The sequence below is a fragment of the Halomonas sp. 7T genome, assembly GCF_025643255.1.
GTDB lineage: Bacteria > Pseudomonadota > Gammaproteobacteria > Pseudomonadales > Halomonadaceae > Vreelandella.
In genome coordinates this window covers 1,366,896-1,385,548 of record NZ_CP087112.1, presented here as the reverse complement: position 1 = coordinate 1,385,548, position 18,653 = coordinate 1,366,896, and the positions used below count along the sequence as shown (strand labels likewise).

Genomic DNA, 18,653 nt, shown 5'->3' with positions numbered 1-18,653 from the left:
AAAACGCCCAGCCTTTTCAGGGGCTGGGCGTCTATGCCGTGGAGGTGGTGGTGATCATTAGGTGAATCGCTTTTGGGGATGGGTGTATGGATGGTTACGACACCAGTTGTAGGGCGGCATCCAAGGCCTCTTGTTTGAGCTGTGCCCCTTGACCAAACCAGGCTGAATCCATCCGGGTATCGTTACTACGCGCCCGCTTGTCGTGATCGACGTATTCGGTCACGGCATTGAGTAAGCCCCAGGCCGTGTCTTTGGCCGTCACCAAATGAGAGCCCCGGCCTTCACCGTGGTAGAGCTTCTGCACCTTATTCAGCGCCCGGTAGTTGGGCAGCTTAGAGGGATCTTCTAATGGTTTCTCTGCCCCACAAATCACCGACTGAAAATACTGCTGTGCTTCCTGGCGATTGATCTTACGCTCCGCCAAGGTTTTCATCCGGTACATGAAGTCATTCCACTGAGACACCGATATACCCAGCTGACGCTTCACAGCACGCGGATCAAACTCTGAACGGTGCGGCACCTTCACCGCTTGCGACGTGCCATCGACAGCAATTTGCAGTGTGTTATTGCACACCACCCGCACCGTGGTGGGCGTTGCCATGGTGGCGAGAGTGCCATCGCAGGAAGTGGCCAACAGCAAATAGTCGTTGACCTCATCCTGTCCTTTGAGCGACGTGCTTAAGCCGCTACGGGCCAACGCCCAAAATTTACGCCCCCCTTTAAGCACTCCAGCGGTTTCCAGCTCATATCCGGCGTATTCCGTTAGGTCACGGTAAAACTCCAGAATCTCTTCGGGCTGCACCACCTTGTAGCGCTGCGATACCACCGACAGCGGCGCTTTGGTATCCGAGCGGTAGAGCACCTTCTGTTCAGGAAACGAGTGAATGCTGCCAAGGTGGCTAGCCCCTTCAGCAATAAAGCGCACCGGCGCTTCTTCGATATGCCAGTTCATACCGGCCTGTTGCTGCCAGACCTCCAGCGGTTGATGACGCGACAGCTGCTGCCCCAGACCATGCCAAGGGGTAGCACCAACGTAAGCCATGTGTTCAACGAGATGTGCCATAAGAGATCTCCTTTAGGATGTTTAACTTAATCAGTGAGCACGGCATAACGGCCCGCGCCAAAAGGCTGCGGGCTAAGCCGTTGTGATATTCAGTGAGAGAGTTAAATGTAGCTAGATTATTCAGCGTGAGGACGGAAGGTGCAGTCACAGGCACAGCAGGCGTAATTATCGAGCATTTTCTGATCGATCTCATGGCCCAGCTTGGCACCGGCAACACCAAAGGTTGTGCCACCTAAGAACCCGCCAAATACGGCACCGGACAGGCCACCAATGGTCATACCTGCCGGGCCTATCATTGCACCGACTAACGCCCCCGCCTTGGCACCACTAAGGGCACCGGCTACCCCAGAGGCAGCACCGGCAGCGGCCCCAGTGGCACCGCCGACCTTTCTACCCAGGTTGCGGGATACGACATGTTGAGAACCACAGTTAGGGCAATGGATCGTCATGATAATTTTCCTCCATAGACAGTGAATGGATGCGTATCAAGCCATCCCTGATAACTTCATGGAGGTAGTATGTGGCTGAGATTTTCTTCAATCGAATGAGAAAGTTGCGCTCGGTGTGTACATAGTATGTATCCGGCAGCAACGTAAAAAAGTGGGGAAATACGGCCTGCGACGGCAAACGCCGGAGTGATTAGAACGGGGTGATGTAATTCTTTACACGGCGTGGCTATCTGATGCCACGAGTTCATTTTTTGTGGGAGCACTGCTGGGACAAAAAACGCTAGGTAGCGCTTAACATAATCGATAAAAGTGTCAGCAGTACCGAAGCATGACCGGGTATCGCTAATTAGGTAAATGTTAATATATACCTACTGCTTTAGAGCTACTGGGAGAACTTATTCAATGGTGTATTTATAACACCATCATTGAGCACACTAACGAGACTGGGTGGTGCTCACACACCAACCCAGCCATAACGCTAACCGTTATCCGTCTCAATACCCAAATAGCTGATCGAGTGGAGCGTGAAGCAAGCGCACACATTGGTTATCGATAGCACTTACCGTCGTCCTTAGCTGCTCCCATACGCGTGGCAATACCGGCGAGGCAACGAGACCCGCTTATTACAGTTAACGGAGCCACCACCATGAAACAGTCCAAGCGTCAGAAACAACCGAAGCGCCTAAAACAGAACCGCAATCACACCCTGCATTACAGTCAGGAATACTCTCCAAAAGAAAATGTCACGCTACCCGTGCTCACCAAGGACGGGCCTTTGATCACAAATTATCTCGACCGCGCTTATAAGGTATTTGATAAGGCATTGGATGCACATAGCAAGGTCTTGGTAGTGCGCTTTGACCTAAAGGTGCCAGCGCAAGTCTCTCTTCCCGAAAATGCAGGTGGCAATCGTGTGATTCGCCTTTTCCTAGATTCGTTAGAAGCCAAGATTGAAGCTAACCTTCACCGTAAAGGTAGCCCACATAAGTGCCCAGTGCGCTACATCATCGCCCGTGAAATTGGGGATAAGAACCAAGGGCTTCACTATCACGTCATGCTTCTACTCAATGGCCATGCCTTTCGCCACATTGGCGCCATAGAGTCAGAAGAAGACAACCCGTTCTGGTTGATAGTAGCCGCATGGGCCAGTGCTTTGAAGACGACCAACGAGGAAGCTGTGGATGGAGTGCAGTGCGGCTTTAATCGCGCAGGTGTAAAGCAATATTATCTTGAACCTAGCCTAGATTATCACCAACTACCCAACGCCTTCCGACGTACCAGCTATCTCTGTAAAGCGCATACCAAGTAGTTCGGTGAAAGGCGCCACGGCTTGATGACGAGCCAAAAATAAGACACATACTCATTGTATAGGCCCGCTTTGACGGGCCTTTCTTATTGGTATGTAGGAGAGACCTCATGACACGATATCCATGGCAACGTCCCCCCACCGCAGCAGCATCTACTGGCAATAATTTACATGCGAATGCTCCTTCTATGGCAGTAGCACATTCACCGGATACGCTAGACGCCAACCAAGCACGGCTAGCGATCCTGGAGCGTGACGAGCCCAAGCGAAGATTAATACGCGACGCCTCAGCATTACGAAAGCAACGTGGCATTACTCAAGCCCAAATGGCAGAAGAGTTGGGCGTGCCATGCCGTACGCTGCAGGAATGGTTGCAAGGGCGGCGCTATCCCAAAAGGCCTGGACTAACGCTGTTAAAGAGGTGGCTTTCAGAAAAAAGCAGGTAATTGCTGGTTCGATATTGGATGAGGTTAAAGGCATAAAACCCCAGAAATTAATTTAGGAGAAGCTGTTCTGAGGAGGCTGAGGATGGCTCGTCGAGTCTCTAATAAGCTGTTATTAGCACATGCCGAGTAGAGGGCAACGCTACATCCCGCTACAAGTAGCAATGTAGCGGGGGTATGGCCATGAAACACTGCACATTCTTTCTTGCAGGCTGGGTTTTTAAAAAATCAGATTGTCAATAAAAAATATCTAGAGTTTTTCCTTCCGCCGCTTCAGGCCTAGATATTTTTGGTGGCCGTAGGATGGTTGTAATGCCTAAAGTTCACTTCACCCAGGTGCCCTGGATGATTTATGAACTGATAAGGAGACCGTAACCATGCAAGCAACTGACGACTTAACTGTCCTGCGAATGAAAGACCTAAAAGACTTTATCGGTCTATCCCGCTCAAAGATCTACGAAATGCTAGATCCAAAATCAAAGCGGCACGATCCTGAATTCCCACGCCAAGTGCGGTTAGGTACTGCCGCTGTGGGTTGGTACCGAGGTGAGGTTATAGCTTGGCTTGAATCTCGTCGCCAACAACGCGGCTAGCCAGTCTGGCACGTTCAATCACTGCATTTGCTCTTTAACAATTAAATTTTAACGCATGCTTCATGCGGCGCGTGGCACTGACGATGTGCTGCATGAAAGTAGCGCCTGCAAGAGAGAAACACCATGCTTAACATCAGGAATTATTACTACAGCTGTTTGCCTGCCACTGTTTTTAATTTTCCAATTATCGAAAGCGGTGGCGTATTGCAAGATAAGATCCATCAGGTCGGGGAGGCAACCCTGGCCCCATTGCCTATGGTTGCGCAAGGAGGCTTGGCAGTGGCCTCCTTTTTGCTGCAAAACCTGGTCGATGTTGAAAAACCCAACGGGCAAATTGTGCCGCCTAGTCAGTATTTTGCAGCTGTTGCTGTGTCAGGCGAGCGTAAGACAACCGTTGATAATCAGTTCTTTGGAAAGGTTAACGAGCTAGAAAGTGAGCTAGACCAAAAATACGTTGAGACGGTGCGAGATTATGAGCTTGCGCTGACGATTTGGCAGGCGAGAAAAAACGGCCTTTTGAGAGAGGTGGCCAAGTACGGTAGTGAAGAGGCTATCGAGGAATTATACGAACATGAAAAACTTAAACCCAAATATCCACCGAGAGCGGGCATTCGCACACTGAGTGATGTAACGCCTGCAGCCGCCATGGCTCTGTTTGATCGGGAAGCTATTCAATCCACCATTTTACGCTCCAGTGAGGGGGAGGAGATCTTATCCGGGCATGCAGCCCGCCAACTATCGCTGTGGAACTCGTTATGGGGAGGTGACCCGATACGAGTTGACCGCAAAAACAGCAGTAGCTGCGTGGTAAGACCACGCACAACGCTTTATGTGCAAGCGCAACCTAGCGTAATGCAACGATTTGTTTCCAAAGGAGGAGAAAACGCAAGGGGCATTGGCTTTTTTGCCAGAACCCATATGACTTACCCCGCAACCACACAGGGCATGCGACCTGTGAAGGAGATACGTAAAATACCCAACTATGAGTACGATACATGGGTGCAGGAGCTATTCCAGCTCAATATCGAAGCAGGTAAATCGCCTGATTTTGAGCGCACTATTATTCGCTTCACCAATGACGCGAAGGGGCGTTGGTTTGTGCTGGCCAATGAAATAGAGCGTGAAATTCGTCCAGGGGGTCGCTTTGAAGGCTTTGGCGATCATGCCTCTAAGCTGGCAGACAATATCGCTAGAATGGCCGTGCTGCTGCACTGTGCAGAATTTGGAATAGAAGGGGAGGTGTCATTACGCACGTTAAACGACGCTACTTTACTCTGCTTCTGGTTTTCAAATGAATTTCTCCGCTTGTTTCAGGCTCCGACAGAAGAGCAGCGCGATTACCTATCCTTGCAAAGCTGGTTCAACCAAAAACGTGCTGAAGGCTACCGCTATTTGCGCAAAAATCGCGTCAGGAAATATTGCCCAAATGATTTGCGAGATGCGGGGAAACTCAACATTATCCTGAACATCATGCAAAACAACTGCGAAATAAGAATGGGAGTAATAGACAAGAAAACAATTATTGACCTGTTTCCAACCCACCAAGATGATCAAGCGCTACTAATGACGGTGGTCAACTCATAGCCAACAACGCAACCCCGGGCCTTTTCAGGCTCGGGGATTTTGCATATTTGGGTAATGGTAAAAACATAGTGAGCTTGTATAGCGCTTCATTCGCCTTAGCGATTGATATACGCTGATGCAGGATTATTCATTGAAGTTATGCCTAACTGAGGCAAGGGCTTCCGGTTGGCAGTCAGGGACGGAGAAGGGGTGGGTGTTTGGAGATCATTGATAATATCAACCGGCTGCTGGGCGACGACCTGAAAAGCACCGTACAGCCCGGTGCTAAGCTCAAGATTGCAGCTTCGTGTTTCTCTATTTACGCGTATGAATCGCTCAAGCAAGAGCTAGAGAGCGTGGACTCGCTAGAGTTCATCTTTACCTCGCCTACCTTCGTGCCCCATGAAGCCACCGATACGCTTCGCAAGGCTCATCGCGAGTTCTTTATTCCCAAAGCAGAGCGTGAACGCAGCCTGCATGGCAGCGAGTTTGAAATTCAGCTCAAAAATAAGCTGAATCAACGAGCTATTGCCCGTGAATGTGCCAGTTGGATTCGGCGTAAGGCCAGCTTCCGTTCTAATCGTGGTCAAGCTGCCATGCAGCCCTTTGCAGGGGTAGAAGCGCACGCGGGCGACACCGTTTATATGCCGTTGCAAGGCTTTACCGCTGTCGATCTTGGCTACCAGCAAGGCAATGCCGTCTCCAACTTTGTCACGCGGTTCAGTGACCCAGCACATACCGCACAATTTATGACGCTGTTTGACCAGCTCTGGGAAGATGAAGAGAAGCTGGAGGATGTAACCGCCGAGCTGTGCGAGCATATCGAAACCGTGTATCGAGAGAACTCGCCCGAGCGCATTTACTTTTTGATGCTTTACCACATCTTTCACGAGTACCTGGAAGACATCAGCGAAGACGTTTTACCCAATGACCGCACGGGTTACCAAGATACGGTGGTGTGGCAGAAGCTCTTCAATTTTCAGCGGGATGCAGCTACTGGCATTATCAATAAGTTAGAGACCTACAACGGCTGTATCCTGGCCGATAGCGTTGGGCTTGGTAAAACCTTCACGGCACTGGCGGTGATCAAATACTACGAGCTGCGCAATCGTGCCGTGCTGATACTATGCCCGAAAAAGCTGGCCGATAACTGGCTGACCTATAACCGCAACCTGACCACCAACGTACTTGCTCAAGATCGGCTCAACTACGATGTGCTTTGTCATACGGATTTGCAGCGCACCAGTGGCGAATCCCTAGGCATGCCGCTTGATCGTGTAAACTGGGGTAATTACGACCTTGTGGTGATCGACGAGTCACATAATTTTCGTAACAACGACATCTATAAAGACAGGGAAACGCGTTACCAAAAGCTGATGAACCAGGTCATTCGCGCTGGTGTGAAAACCAAAGTGTTGATGCTGTCGGCAACGCCAGTCAATAACCGCTTCAACGACCTGAAAAATCAGTTGGCACTGGCTTATGAAGGCGAATCAGAAAACCTGACACGTCACCTCAGTGGCACCCAGGATATTGATGTTGTGTTTAGGCGTGCTCAGGCTGCTTTTAATCACTGGTCGTCTCTGCCTCCTGAAAAGCGCACTACTAGCGCTATCCTTAAGTCGCTTGATTTTGATTTCTTTGAACTGCTGGACAGTGTCACCATTGCACGCTCACGGCGGCATATTGAAACCTTCTACGACACCAGCGAGATAGGCAGCTTTCCTACACGTCGAAAACCTCTGTCATTTCATTGCCCATTAACTGAGCGTAAAGGTGTCATTGATTTCAATGAGATTTTTCAGCATCTCTCACAGCTTAGGCTCGCTGTTTATGCGCCTATCAGCTATATCCTGCCCAGCCGTTTGAAGAAGTACGAAGCGATGTATGACACCCAGGTGTCAAGTGGCGGAGGGAGCTTCAAGCAGGCTGATAGGGAAAAGAGCCTGCAAGCCTTGATGACGACTAATTTGTTGAAGCGGCTAGAAAGCTCTGTGGCTTCCTTTCGACTGACGTTACAAGCACTGCAAAACAGTCATCAGACGATTCTAGATAAAATCGAAGCCTTCAAGCAAAACGGCAGCACGCAACATTTTGCTGATATTGCAGCGGCTTATGAGAATGCTGATCCTGAGGATGATGATATCCCCATGCCTGACGACAGCACGGTGGGTAAGAAGATACAGATCAGCTTAAAAGACATGGACTTGCCTTCGTGGGAGCATGACCTTAACAACGACTTAGTGTGGATCGAGTTGCTGTTAGAACAAATGGCAAAAGTCACGCCTGAAGACGATACCAAGCTGCAGCATCTAGGTCTTTACATTGCTGACAAAATCGCGTCACCTATCAACCCCGGCAATAAGAAAATTCTCATCTTTACTGCCTTTGCGGATACCGCGAAGTACCTTTATGAGCAGTTGGCCCCGGCACTATCAAAAGTACATGGCCTTCACACTGCCTTGGTAACTGGTAGCGATGCCCCGGTTTCTACACTAGGTAATATGCCCGGTAGCCGCCGCCATTACGATTTCCAAGGTTTACTCACTCTGTTTTCGCCGCACTCCAAAAGCAAAGCGCAGGTGTTTCCGAACGAGCCGCGTGAAATTGATATCCTGATTGCGACAGACTGCATCTCAGAAGGCCAGAACCTACAGGACTGCGATACCCTCATTAACTACGATATTCACTGGAACCCGGTGCGCATCATTCAGCGTTTCGGGCGAATTGACCGTATTGGCTCACTTAACGAGACTATTCAGCTAGTTAACTACTGGCCGGACATCAGTTTAGATGAGTACATCAACCTCAAAGAGCGGGTAGAAAACCGCATGGTGATTGCCGATGTCACCGCGACGGGGGACGACAACGTACTCAATGCTCAAGCGAACGATACTGCCTATCGGCGGGAGCAGCTGCGCCGTCTTCAAGACGAAGTCGTCGAGATGGAAGATTTAAAGTCCGGTGTCTCTATTACGGATCTGGGCTTGAACGAGTTCCGTATGGATCTGCTGGGCGATATCAAAGAGCACGGAGATTTAAGCCGTCTGCCCAATGGCTTGCATAGCGTTGCACCGGCACAGCCTGACAAAGGCCTGTTTCCAGGAGTGATTTTTCTGTTGCGACACCTCACGAACTCCGGCCACAAAGCAGAAGGCGAACTGCAGCAACAGAACCGCTTACATCCTTACTACCTGGTCTATATTGGCAATGATGGAGAGGTGCTGAACGATTACACTGAGGTCAAACGCCTGCTAGATTTAGCGCGCACAGCCTGCAAAGGGTATTCCACTGCTATAGAGCCTGCCTACCGTCCGTTTAATGAAGAAACCCAGGATGGACGTGATATGAGCGTTTATTCAGCACTGCTGGATCAAGCAATCCGCTCTATGGTGGCTGCCAAGGAAGAGCGAGAGGTGGATAGTTTGTTCGGAGGCGGGACAACCACGGCCTTAGTCGATACCATACAAGGACTTAGCGATTTTGAGTTGATGGCGTTCGTGGTGATCCGCGACGCCGCGCACTAAGCCTATTAAAAGACGATATCGCTGCGGTTAACTGGGGGAAGGATGAAGCTGAACAAAGTTGATGTCAGGAACTATCGCTGCTTTGAGTCAGTGAGCCTGTCTTTGCACCCCCAAATGACGGTAATTGTGGCAGAGAACGGCCAGGGAAAATCCACCCTGCTAGATGCGATACGCGTTGGCCTTTGGCCCTTCATCAGCAGTTTTGATCTAGCGAAAGCTTCAGGATACAGCGACCCGCAAAACGGTATTGCAGTCGCAGACGTGCGCCGTGTGATGGAGAGCAGCGTGGGGATGAAGCGCCAGTTGCCCACCATTATCGAAATGGAAGCCGATTGGGACGAGCTCTGTTCCGTTGAGTGCGGCAACACCATGCCAGCGTCACACTGGCATCGTTTTCGTGAAAGTGAAGCTAGTCGCACCAAAACACGGGGTGATGGCGATACCAAACAGTTGGAGAAGTGGGCCAAAGCGCTACAGGAAACCGTGCGCAAGCCAGAAGATGCTTCTCCCTTACCCGTTTTTGGTTATTACGGCACCGGCCGTTTGTGGATGCAAAAGCGCCTACTATCAGAAGCAGATCGTCGCTCAGAAAAGCAGTCTGAGAAAGATGACTTCTACGTGCGCACATTTGCCTACCGACACTGTATGGACCCGGCCTCGTCGTTCAAATATTTTCGTGACTGGTTTATCTGGGCTTGGAAAAGCCGTACCAATACGAACGAGCGTAAGTCAGCAACATCAGCTGACCGAATACGCGCCCATGAGCGCATTGAAGCCGTCCAGCATGCTATCGACGCTATTCTTAAGCCGACCACCGGTTGGCATACTCTCGAATATAGCCTGGAAGATGGCGAAACCCTGATTCTCAACCACGATAATGCAGGTTACTTATCAGTCGATCAGCTAAGCGACGGCATACGTAGTGTTTTGGCAATGGTAGGAGACTTAGCCTACCGCTGTATTCGCCTGAACCCCCATCTAGGGTCAGAGGCTCCGTCGAAAACAACCGGCGTTGTGTTGATTGATGAAGTAGATATGCACCTGCATCCTCGCTGGCAACAGCGGATTTTGCAGGCATTACAAACATCGTTTCCCTCTATTCAATTTGTGGTGACTACCCATAGCCCCCAAGTGATCACAACCGTGGCGCGGGAAAATCTGCGCGTGATTCACGAAGAGGACGGCCAGTTTGATGTCGTGATGCCAGACTTCAGCCCGTTAGGGCATTCGTCAGGGGATGCGCTCTCTTATGTCATGGGGGTAACGCCCACTCCCGCCATAGACAACATTGAAGAACTGGTGGCGGAAACCGAGCAGTTGATTCGTGCAGGCAAAGAGCAAACGCCAGAAGCGCAGCAAGCTATGCAAACCCTAACGGCCATGGGCTACGAATTTACTGAAGCAGAGCTTCACACTTGGCGCTTTTTGGCAGACCTGAAAAAGAGCCGTAACGATGGTTGAACTACAGCATGGCAGCACAGAACCGCCCGTCCTGACAGCGTTCAAGCAGCAGCACCCTGGCTTGCAGGTAATAGACTTTAACGAGAATCAGCAGTTTCAGGCTATTAAGTACGAAATACGCTCGGCCCTTAACCTTTTGCAGGAAGGGCGCTGCGTTTACTGCGAGGCTTGGTTGAGCGACGAGGAAGGGCATATTGAGCATATAGTGCCCAAAGGTGGGCCAAATGCTCAACCAACGCTCTGCTTCGTGTACACCAACTTTGCTCATAGCTGTTCCACAAACAACACCTGTGGGCATAGTAAACAAGCAAAGGTGTTACCCATACCACCAGGGCCGGGCTGCAATGATCACTGGACCCTAAGCACCGAAGACGGTTCTATCCAACCACTGACGGGATTGAGCCGGGCACAGCGACACAAAGTGACGCAAACCCGCGATATGCTGGGGTTAAACAGGCACGCTGAGCTTGTACGTGACAGAAAAAAATGGATTGAACAATTTGAGGTAGTGGCGAAAGCTCACCCAGAAGTGATAGACCAGTTCATTGACAGTGCGCCGTATCGATACCTACTCGCCACACTGCTCCGGTAACGTCAGTCATGTTCTATCACTACCCAGATAAAACCCGCTTAGACCGCGTGGTAGCCAAGCAGAAGGTGCTTGCTCACACCAAGGGAAGCAACAAGCTGCGTGAGCGTTTTCGTGATGAAGTAGAGCAAATCACTTGGCATGCCAAAATAGCCCCTAGCACTCTGAATTTACCCGGCACGAAGGATGTGCCCGAGCTACAGGTGTTTGTGGTCACCCTGAAAGGTGAAGCACTCCACGACGATGTGTTGAGCGCCATTGACCACGCTATCCCGTTTCCCATTGTATTTGAGCTGAAAGGGCCAAGCGGCGTGTGTGTTAAAGCGGCTTATAAACGCCCAAGCCAGGCAGATGCCAACAAATGGGTCACAGACGAAAGCTATCTCAGCAGCGGTTGGCATGCAGAGAATACAGAGCGCCATCCGCTACCTCCCGCTATCCATCTGCAGGCACTGTACCACCAGTGGCTGAGTAAGCTGATACCCACGCCCAAGCGAGATGGCGAGCGTTTGGAAGAGCAGCTATCACGCTTCAGTGCTGCCAGCACCTTAGAAAAGCAGGCTGAGAAATTAGAGAAACGGTTACGCAACACGAAACAATTTAACCGCAAAGTTGAGCTGAATGCCGAGCTTCGCGGAATTCGAGAAAAAATTGCCGACTATATTGCCCGCTAGAGGCAGAAGCGCCTAGCAGGCCAGGAGAAAGAAAGCACCATGGATAAGCTCAAAATGCACTCGCCCAACCTAACAGAGGGCAACATCGCCAAGCTGGCAGAACTCTTCCCTAGCTGCGTGACGGAAGCGCGTGATGAGCATGGCAAGGTAAAGCAAGCAATCGACTTCGATCAGCTGCGCCAGGAGCTTTCCGACCATATTGTTGAAGGCCCACAAGAACGTTACCACCTCAATTGGCCCGGCAAGCGTGACGCCTTGCTGGCGGCTAATGCGCCGATTGCTAAAACGCTGCGCCCTTGCCGGGAAGAAAGTGTTGATTTTGACAGCACAAAAAACTTGTTTATCGAGGGTGATAACCTAGAGGCATTAAAATTACTTCAGGAATCATATCTAGGAAAAATAAAGGTCATTTATATAGACCCTCCTTACAATACGGGAAAAGATTTCATATATAAAGATCGATTTTCAGATACATTTGAAGACTACATGACTAAGTCTAATCAACGAGGTGATTATGGTGAAGGTTTAGTTAGTTCATCTGAAGCTCAGGGGAAAAAGCACTCGAATTGGTTGTCGATGATCTACCCAAGGCTAAAGCTGGCAAGAAATCTATTGAGAGATAATGGAGTGGTTTTTATATCAATAGATGATAATGAGATTGCTAATTTAGAACGCATGTGTTCTGAGATTTTTGGTGAGGATAACTTGCTGGGTAGGATCATTTGGAAGAACGCAACAGATAATAATCCTTCAAATATAGCTGTTGAGCATGAGTACATATTGGCTTGCTGTAAAAATCGTCAATATTTAAACCCTGTGTGGAAGTCTGCAGTTACAGATATTAAAGAGGTTATAGTTAGTAAAGGTAAAGAATTGAATGATATTTATAAAGATGAGGGTGCTTTAAGAGAAGCTTATAAGGAGTGGTTTAAGAAACATAAGTCGCAGCTGTGGCCGCTTGATGGTTATAAATATATAGACCAAGGTGGCGTATATGCAGGTATACGTGGAGTGCATAACCCCGGCAAAGAAGGGTACCGTTACGATGTCCTTCACCCTAAGACTGGTGAAGCCTGCGTTGAACCATTAATGGGGTATAGGTTTCCCAAAGAAACAATGAATCGGCTTTTAGAAGAAGATAGGATAATCTTTGGTGATGATCACAATAAGCTTATTGAGTTAAAAGCTTATGCGCATGACTATAAGGAAAAGCTTTCTAGCGTCATAGAGCTAGACGGTAGGTCTGGAGCATATGATGTTAGAGAGCTTTTTCCGGAATATAAAACCCTATTTGAAAACCCTAAGCCTGTTAAGCTATTGCAGCGGTTATTATCCCTGACTATGGAAGAAGACGGTGATGTCTTTTTAGATTTTTTTGCAGGCTCTTCTTCTAGCGCTCATGCTTTAATGGATTTAAACAAAAAGGATTCTAAAAATAGGCCGTTCATCATGGTGCAGTTGCCTGAGCCATGTGCACCTTCTAGTGAAGCGTATAAAAAAGGTCTTCTGTCTATTGACATGATTAGTAAAGAAAGGATTCGGCGTGTCGGAAAAAAGTTAGCTGACAATGTTCGTCGAAATGTTAATTTCGAAGATTATGGTTTTCGTGTGCTGAAGCTGGACGTATCATGTTTCTCAGACGTTTATTACAACCCTGGAGTATTTAGCCAGGATATTCTTAATCAAGCTATTGATAATATCCGCCAAGACCGAAACCCTGAAGATCTGCTGTTTCAGGTGTTACTAGACTGGGGCGTTGATCTCAGCCTTCCGATAGCGCAAAGAAACATTGCGGGTAAAACGGTTTACTTCGTGGATGGTAGCGACAAGCACATGGCGCTAGCCGCCTGCTTTGATCTTGATATCGATGAGGCCTTCGTCAAGCAGCTGGCCGAGTATGAGCCGCTACGTGCCGTGTTCCGCGATGCTGGCTTTGCTAACGACAGCGTCAAAATCAATGTTGAACAGATATTTGCCCAGAAATCGCCCACTAGTGAAGTGAAGGTGATTTAACTCATGGCAATGGACGAACAGGCACTCAAAGCACAGCTGTACGAGCTTATTGAGCGATGGGAAGGGGAGATTGTCGAGTTTAAACGCGGAGTATCAGGGTTCTCCACGTCAGACTTGGGTAAGTACTTCTCAGCCCTTGCTAACGCCGCGAATTTGAACGATAGCGACAACGCTTGGTTGATTTTTGGCGTTGATGACAAGACGCGCGCAGTTGTTGGATCAGAATACCGCCAAGGTGCCGGTGAGCTTGAGAAACTCAAGATGCAGATCGCAGACGGCACTGAGCCTAGCATTACCTTCCGCGCTATTCACGAGTTGGCAACGCCAGAAGGGCGTGTCGTACTGTTTGAAATACCAGCTGCCCCAATGGGAATGCCAATTGCTTGGCAAGGCCACTATTATGCTCGTGCCGGAGAAAGCCTAACAAACCTGGGCCTGGATAAGCTGGATACGATTCGCCGCCAGACAGACACTACGGATTGGACTGCCCAGTTGGTGCCGAACGCAACGCTCGACCACCTGGACACAGCTGCTGTCGATAAAGCCAGAGAATCATTCGCAAAGAAATACGCTAACCGCTTCGAACATGATGAGGTTATGGGATGGCCACTGGCGACTTTTTTAGATCGTGCCAAGTTAACAGTAGACGGCAAAATAACCCGAGCCGCGCTGTTGTTGGTGGGTAACGAAGAAGCCGCGCCACTGCTTACACCGCATCCCGCGCAGTTGACCTGGAAGCTGGAAGGGCCGGAGCGGGCTTACGAACATTTCTCTCCCCCGTTTCTGCTCACGACCACGCAGCTATATCAACGCATTCGTAATATCCAACTGCGGCTATTACCGCAAGACGAACTGCTGCCTATCGAAGTCTCTAAGTACGACCAAAAAATCGTGCTTGAAGCGTTGCACAACTGCATCGCCCATCAGGATTACACCCGCAATGCACGTGTTGTGGTGGTTGAGCGGACAGATCGCTTGGTGTTTGAAAACGAAGGTAGCTTTTTCGATGGGCAGCCAAGTGATTACCTAGAAGGGCATCGAGTGCCAAGGCGCTATCGAAACCCCTTCCTGACGCAGGCCATGGCCGAGCTCAATATGATCGATACCATGGGCTACGGTATTCACGATATGTATGCCCGTCAGGTGAAGCGGTATTTACCACTGCCCGATTACGACTTGAGCGAACTGGGAGCCGTCAGGCTGCAGCTGTACGGCAGCGTTGTGGACGCAGCATATAGCCGCTTGCTGATCCAGAAGACTGACCTTTCGCTGGTAGACGTGTTGGCACTTGATCGCGTGCAGAAAAAGCTACCTGTTGCCGATGATGCCGTGACGCGCTTGAAGCGTGCAGGTCTCATTGAGGGGCGAAAGCCTAATTTTTATGTGTCGGCTCAGGTGGCTGGAGCAATATCAAAAAAAGCGGGATACATCAAAACCCGTGCTCAGGATGATGAGTTTTATGCAAAACTGCTGACAGATTACTTGCAAAAGTTTGGTCAGGCGAATCGGGCAGACATCAATGAGCTACTGATGGATAAGTTAAGTGATGGGCTAAGTGACAAGCAAAAGTACAACAAAGTCAGTAGCCTACTGACCAAGCTAAGGCGACGTGGTGTGATTGTGAATAGGGGCTCTGATACCGCACCGTGTTGGCATCTTGCAGAGAGCTTTCAAAGAGATGCATAGAGAGCTGCTCTGAAAGCCGGTGATTAGGTAAATAAAATCAGATGTTTATGTCTCTCTGCAAAAGATAGTTGCAGAGAGCTTGCAGAGAGAAAGCGTTAGGATGGCTATGAAGCTCCAATTTAAAACCCAGGCGTATCAGACCCGAGCCGTTGACTCCGTAGTAGCCTGCTTCAAAGGCCAGCCGCCAAGCCGTGGGGTAACGTACCAGATCGACCCAGGCAGGGTGAGCAAGCTTTCTACCCCTATGCAGCGTGACCTTTATGCGTCGCCTGAAGCGGCTGATGCAGGCTTTCGAAATGCAGATATTGAGCTTTCTGAGATGGAGCTATTGGGCAATATAAAGGCGGTACAGCAGCGCCAGAATTTGCCCGTTTCAGATGCGCTGGCCAAGGATGATAAAACTGGTTGTTCCATTAACCTTGATGTTGAGATGGAGACCGGTACTGGCAAAACCTACGTTTACCTGAAGAGCATGTTCGAGCTGTACGAAAAGTACGGCTGGGGTAAGTTCATCATTGTCGTACCCAGTATTGCCATCCGCGAGGGTGTATATAAGTCGCTGCAAATCACGGCAGACCACTTCCAAGAAGCCTATGGCAAGAAAGCACGATTTTTTATCTACAACTCGAAGCAGCTGCACCAAATAGAGGATTTTTCCTCAAATGCGGGCATTAACGTGATGGTCATAAACGTCCAGGCGTTTAACTCCCGAAGTGAAGATAATCGGCGAATTTACAATGAGCTAGATGATTTTCAGTCTCGTCGGCCTATTGACGTCATCAAGGCTAATCGGCCCATTCTATTCCTTGATGAACCGCAAAAGATGGAGGGCGGCAAAACGCTTGGCTCACTGAGCGAGTTTAACCCTCTGTTTATCGTGCGCTACTCAGCCACACACAAAACGACCTACAACAAAATCCACCGGCTGGATGCGCTGGATGCTTACAACCAAAAACTGGTTAAAAAAATATCAGTGCATGGCATCACTACCCGTGGCTTAACCGGCACGGATGCCTATCTGTACCTTGAAAATATCGAAACCTCCCGCAGCAAACCACCCGTTGCGGTAGTGGAGTACGAAGAAAAAGGGGCAAGCGGTATTCGGCGTAAGCGTCGCAAACTCAGGCAGGGCGACAATGTCTATGAGTTATCAGGTGGGTTAGCCCAGTACCAGGGCTTTGTGGTCTCTGACATTGATGCCAGGGTTGACCAGCTAAGCTTTAAAAATGGCGTTGAGCTGACGGTGGGCGATATCACCGCTGATATCTCTGAAAAAGTACTGCGGCAGATACAGATTCGTGAAGCGATCAAAGCCCATTTCAAAAAAGAGCAGCAGCTATTTTCTCAAGGCATCAAGGTCTTAACGCTGTTCTTTATCGATGAAGTGGCCAAGTACCGCCAGTATGACGAGAGTGGCGAGGTGGCCGGTGAGTACGCTCAAATGTTTGAAGAGGAGTACAACCGCGAACTCAACGAGGTGATGACGCTGGAAGATAGTGACTACCATCGCTATCTGAAGGGAATTGCCACCGAGAAAACCCACAACGGCTACTTCTCTATCGACAAGAAGTCCAAGCGGCTAGTTGATGGTGCTTTGAAGCTTACTAAAGATCCTGAGACGGGCTCTAAATCACCGGTTTCTCAAGATGTAGACGCTTATGACCTTATTCTGAAAGACAAAGAGCGGCTGCTTTCCTTCAAGGAGCCAACGCGCTTTATTTTCTCGCATTCAGCGCTGCGAGAAGGGTGGGACAATCCGAACGTCTTTGTTATCTGCACGTTAAAGCACAGCGATAACACCATCTCACGCCGTCAAGAAGTCGGACGCGGGCTGCGCTTGGCGGTTAATCAGCTGGGTGAGCGGATGGATGACCCCATGACCGTCCACGACATCAACGGTCTAACCGTGATAGCCAGCGAAAGCTACAAAGATTTCGTTACCGCGCTGCAGAAAGATATTCACGATAACCTTTCTGAACGGCCCCGTAAGGCCGATGAGGATTACTTCAAGGGCAAGCTACTGGTGAACGATGCCGGTGAAGAGACCGAAGTAACGGCTGCCATGGCGAAGGATATATATCGTTACTTGCTCAAGCATGATTATACCGATAACGATGACCACATCACCGATACTTATCACCAGGCCAAAGAAAAGGGCGCACTGGCGGAGCTGCCTGACTCACTGAAGCCTTATGAGGCACAAATTGGTCAGCTGATCGATAGCGTTTACAGCAATGCTCAATTGCCGCACATCGACGATGGCCGTCGCACCAAGCTCAATCCTCTGAACGATAATTTCCACAAGCAGGAGTTTCAGGCGCTGTGGGAGAAGATAAATCGCAAAGCGGCATATTCAGTGCGCTTTGACTCGGATGAGCTGATTCAAAAATGCGTCGGTTATCTGGATTTAAAGCTTCAGGTGAAGCGCCTTGAATACAAAATTGAGCGTGGCGAGCAGAATGTGGATGCCAGCTATGAAGACCTTAAGCGCGGCGAAGGTTTTACGGTCAAAGAAAGGGATAACCAGAAATACCAAGGCTCAGTGCATTCAGCGGTGACCTATGACCTGATCGGTCGCTTAGCCGATGGTACAAAGCTAACGCGCCGCACCATTGCTGCGATGCTTTCTAAGGTTCAGGCGAGTACCTTCAAGCAGTATGCCATGAACCCTGAAGACTTCATGATGCAGGCCGTGCGCCTTATCAATGAGCAGAAGGCGACCATGGTGGTCGAGCACATCAGCTACGACCCGATTAACGAGACTCATAGCCAAGACATCTTCACCATTGAGAAGCCTGAAAACCGGCTGGACACCGCTTACAAAGCCAAACGGCATATTTACGATTACGTGGTCACTGACTCCGGCATTGAGCGTGACTTTGTGGAAGATATGGAGACGCGCAAAGAGGTCGTGGTATACGCCAAGCTGCCTAAGAGTTTCTTCATCCCGACCCCGGTGGGCAATTACAATCCAGACTGGGCGATTGCCTTTCATGAAAATGATGTCAAGCACGTCTACTTCATTGCAGAGACCAAAGGCAGCATGTCGTCTATGGAATTACGCAAGGTGGAAGAAGCCAAGATCAAATGCGCGACAGAGTTCTTCGATACTATTGCCACCGCCCAGGTGAAATACGATGTGGTGGATTCCTACGATAAGCTGTTGGATTTAGTACGGTGATTTTTAGGTAATATCCGTTTCGTAAGTTAGGTGGATTTCATTCTAAGCTACTGATAAATAGCTGGTTTGCTTGTTTGGTGAAATAGGAGGAGTGATTTGAGTCGA

Annotated in this window: 13 protein-coding genes; 11 read left to right on the top strand and 2 right to left on the bottom strand. The window is 49.5% G+C overall.

Annotated features, from left to right (window positions below):
- Positions 1-94 precede the first annotated feature (94 nt).
- Both LOS15_RS06365 and LOS15_RS06360 read right to left on the bottom strand, forming a co-directional pair.
- Positions 95-1,063: a DUF932 domain-containing protein gene (locus LOS15_RS06365; protein ID WP_263068936.1), complete on the bottom strand. Its 969-nt coding sequence runs from the start codon at positions 1,061-1,063 to the stop codon at positions 95-97.
- 116 nt (positions 1,064-1,179) lie between these two features.
- The gene (locus LOS15_RS06360; RefSeq protein ID WP_263068934.1) at positions 1,180-1,512 is read right to left on the bottom strand and encodes a hypothetical protein; all 333 of its coding nucleotides are present in this window, start codon (positions 1,510-1,512) and stop codon (positions 1,180-1,182) included.
- Between the two features lie 646 nt (positions 1,513-2,158).
- Between LOS15_RS06360 and LOS15_RS06355 the strand changes: the two genes are divergently transcribed.
- From LOS15_RS06355 to LOS15_RS06305, 11 genes are all read left to right on the top strand, one after another.
- Complete coding sequence (locus LOS15_RS06355) at positions 2,159-2,821, top strand: inovirus Gp2 family protein (protein ID WP_263068933.1); 663 nt, start codon at positions 2,159-2,161, stop codon at positions 2,819-2,821.
- Positions 2,822-2,928: 107 nt separating this feature from the next.
- Positions 2,929-3,264, top strand: a complete 336-nt coding sequence (locus LOS15_RS06350; RefSeq protein ID WP_263068932.1) for a helix-turn-helix domain-containing protein — start codon at positions 2,929-2,931, stop codon at positions 3,262-3,264.
- 374 nt (positions 3,265-3,638) lie between these two features.
- Positions 3,639-3,854, top strand: a complete 216-nt coding sequence (locus LOS15_RS06345; protein WP_263068931.1) for a helix-turn-helix transcriptional regulator — start codon at positions 3,639-3,641, stop codon at positions 3,852-3,854.
- Between the two features lie 123 nt (positions 3,855-3,977).
- Entirely contained in the window at positions 3,978-5,438 is a 1,461-nt protein-coding gene (locus LOS15_RS06340; RefSeq protein WP_263068929.1) for a YfjI family protein, read from the top strand.
- 197 nt (positions 5,439-5,635) lie between these two features.
- A complete protein-coding gene (locus LOS15_RS06335) occupies positions 5,636-8,944 on the top strand; it encodes a helicase-related protein (RefSeq protein ID WP_263068927.1) in 3,309 nt (1,102 codons plus the stop codon).
- A 42-nt stretch (positions 8,945-8,986) separates the two neighbouring features.
- On the top strand, positions 8,987-10,405 hold the full coding sequence (locus tag LOS15_RS06330) for an AAA family ATPase (RefSeq protein ID WP_263068926.1): 1,419 nt from the start codon (positions 8,987-8,989) through the stop codon (positions 10,403-10,405).
- Complete coding sequence (locus tag LOS15_RS16985; protein WP_411537597.1) at positions 10,398-10,997, top strand: retron system putative HNH endonuclease; 600 nt, start codon at positions 10,398-10,400, stop codon at positions 10,995-10,997. Before LOS15_RS06330 ends, LOS15_RS16985 begins: the two co-directional genes overlap by 8 nt.
- A gap of 8 nt (positions 10,998-11,005) precedes the next feature.
- Positions 11,006-11,668, top strand: a complete 663-nt coding sequence (locus LOS15_RS06320) for a DUF4391 domain-containing protein (protein WP_263068923.1) — start codon at positions 11,006-11,008, stop codon at positions 11,666-11,668.
- A gap of 39 nt (positions 11,669-11,707) precedes the next feature.
- Entirely contained in the window at positions 11,708-13,681 is a 1,974-nt protein-coding gene (locus LOS15_RS06315) for a site-specific DNA-methyltransferase (RefSeq protein WP_263068921.1), read from the top strand.
- Positions 13,682-13,684: 3 nt separating this feature from the next.
- Positions 13,685-15,367 (top strand): RNA-binding domain-containing protein, encoded by a 1,683-nt coding sequence (locus tag LOS15_RS06310; protein WP_263068920.1) that lies wholly within the window; start codon positions 13,685-13,687, stop codon positions 15,365-15,367.
- Positions 15,368-15,473: 106 nt separating this feature from the next.
- A complete protein-coding gene (locus tag LOS15_RS06305; protein WP_263068917.1) occupies positions 15,474-18,548 on the top strand; it encodes a type III restriction-modification system endonuclease in 3,075 nt (1,024 codons plus the stop codon).
- Positions 18,549-18,653 lie beyond the last annotated feature (105 nt).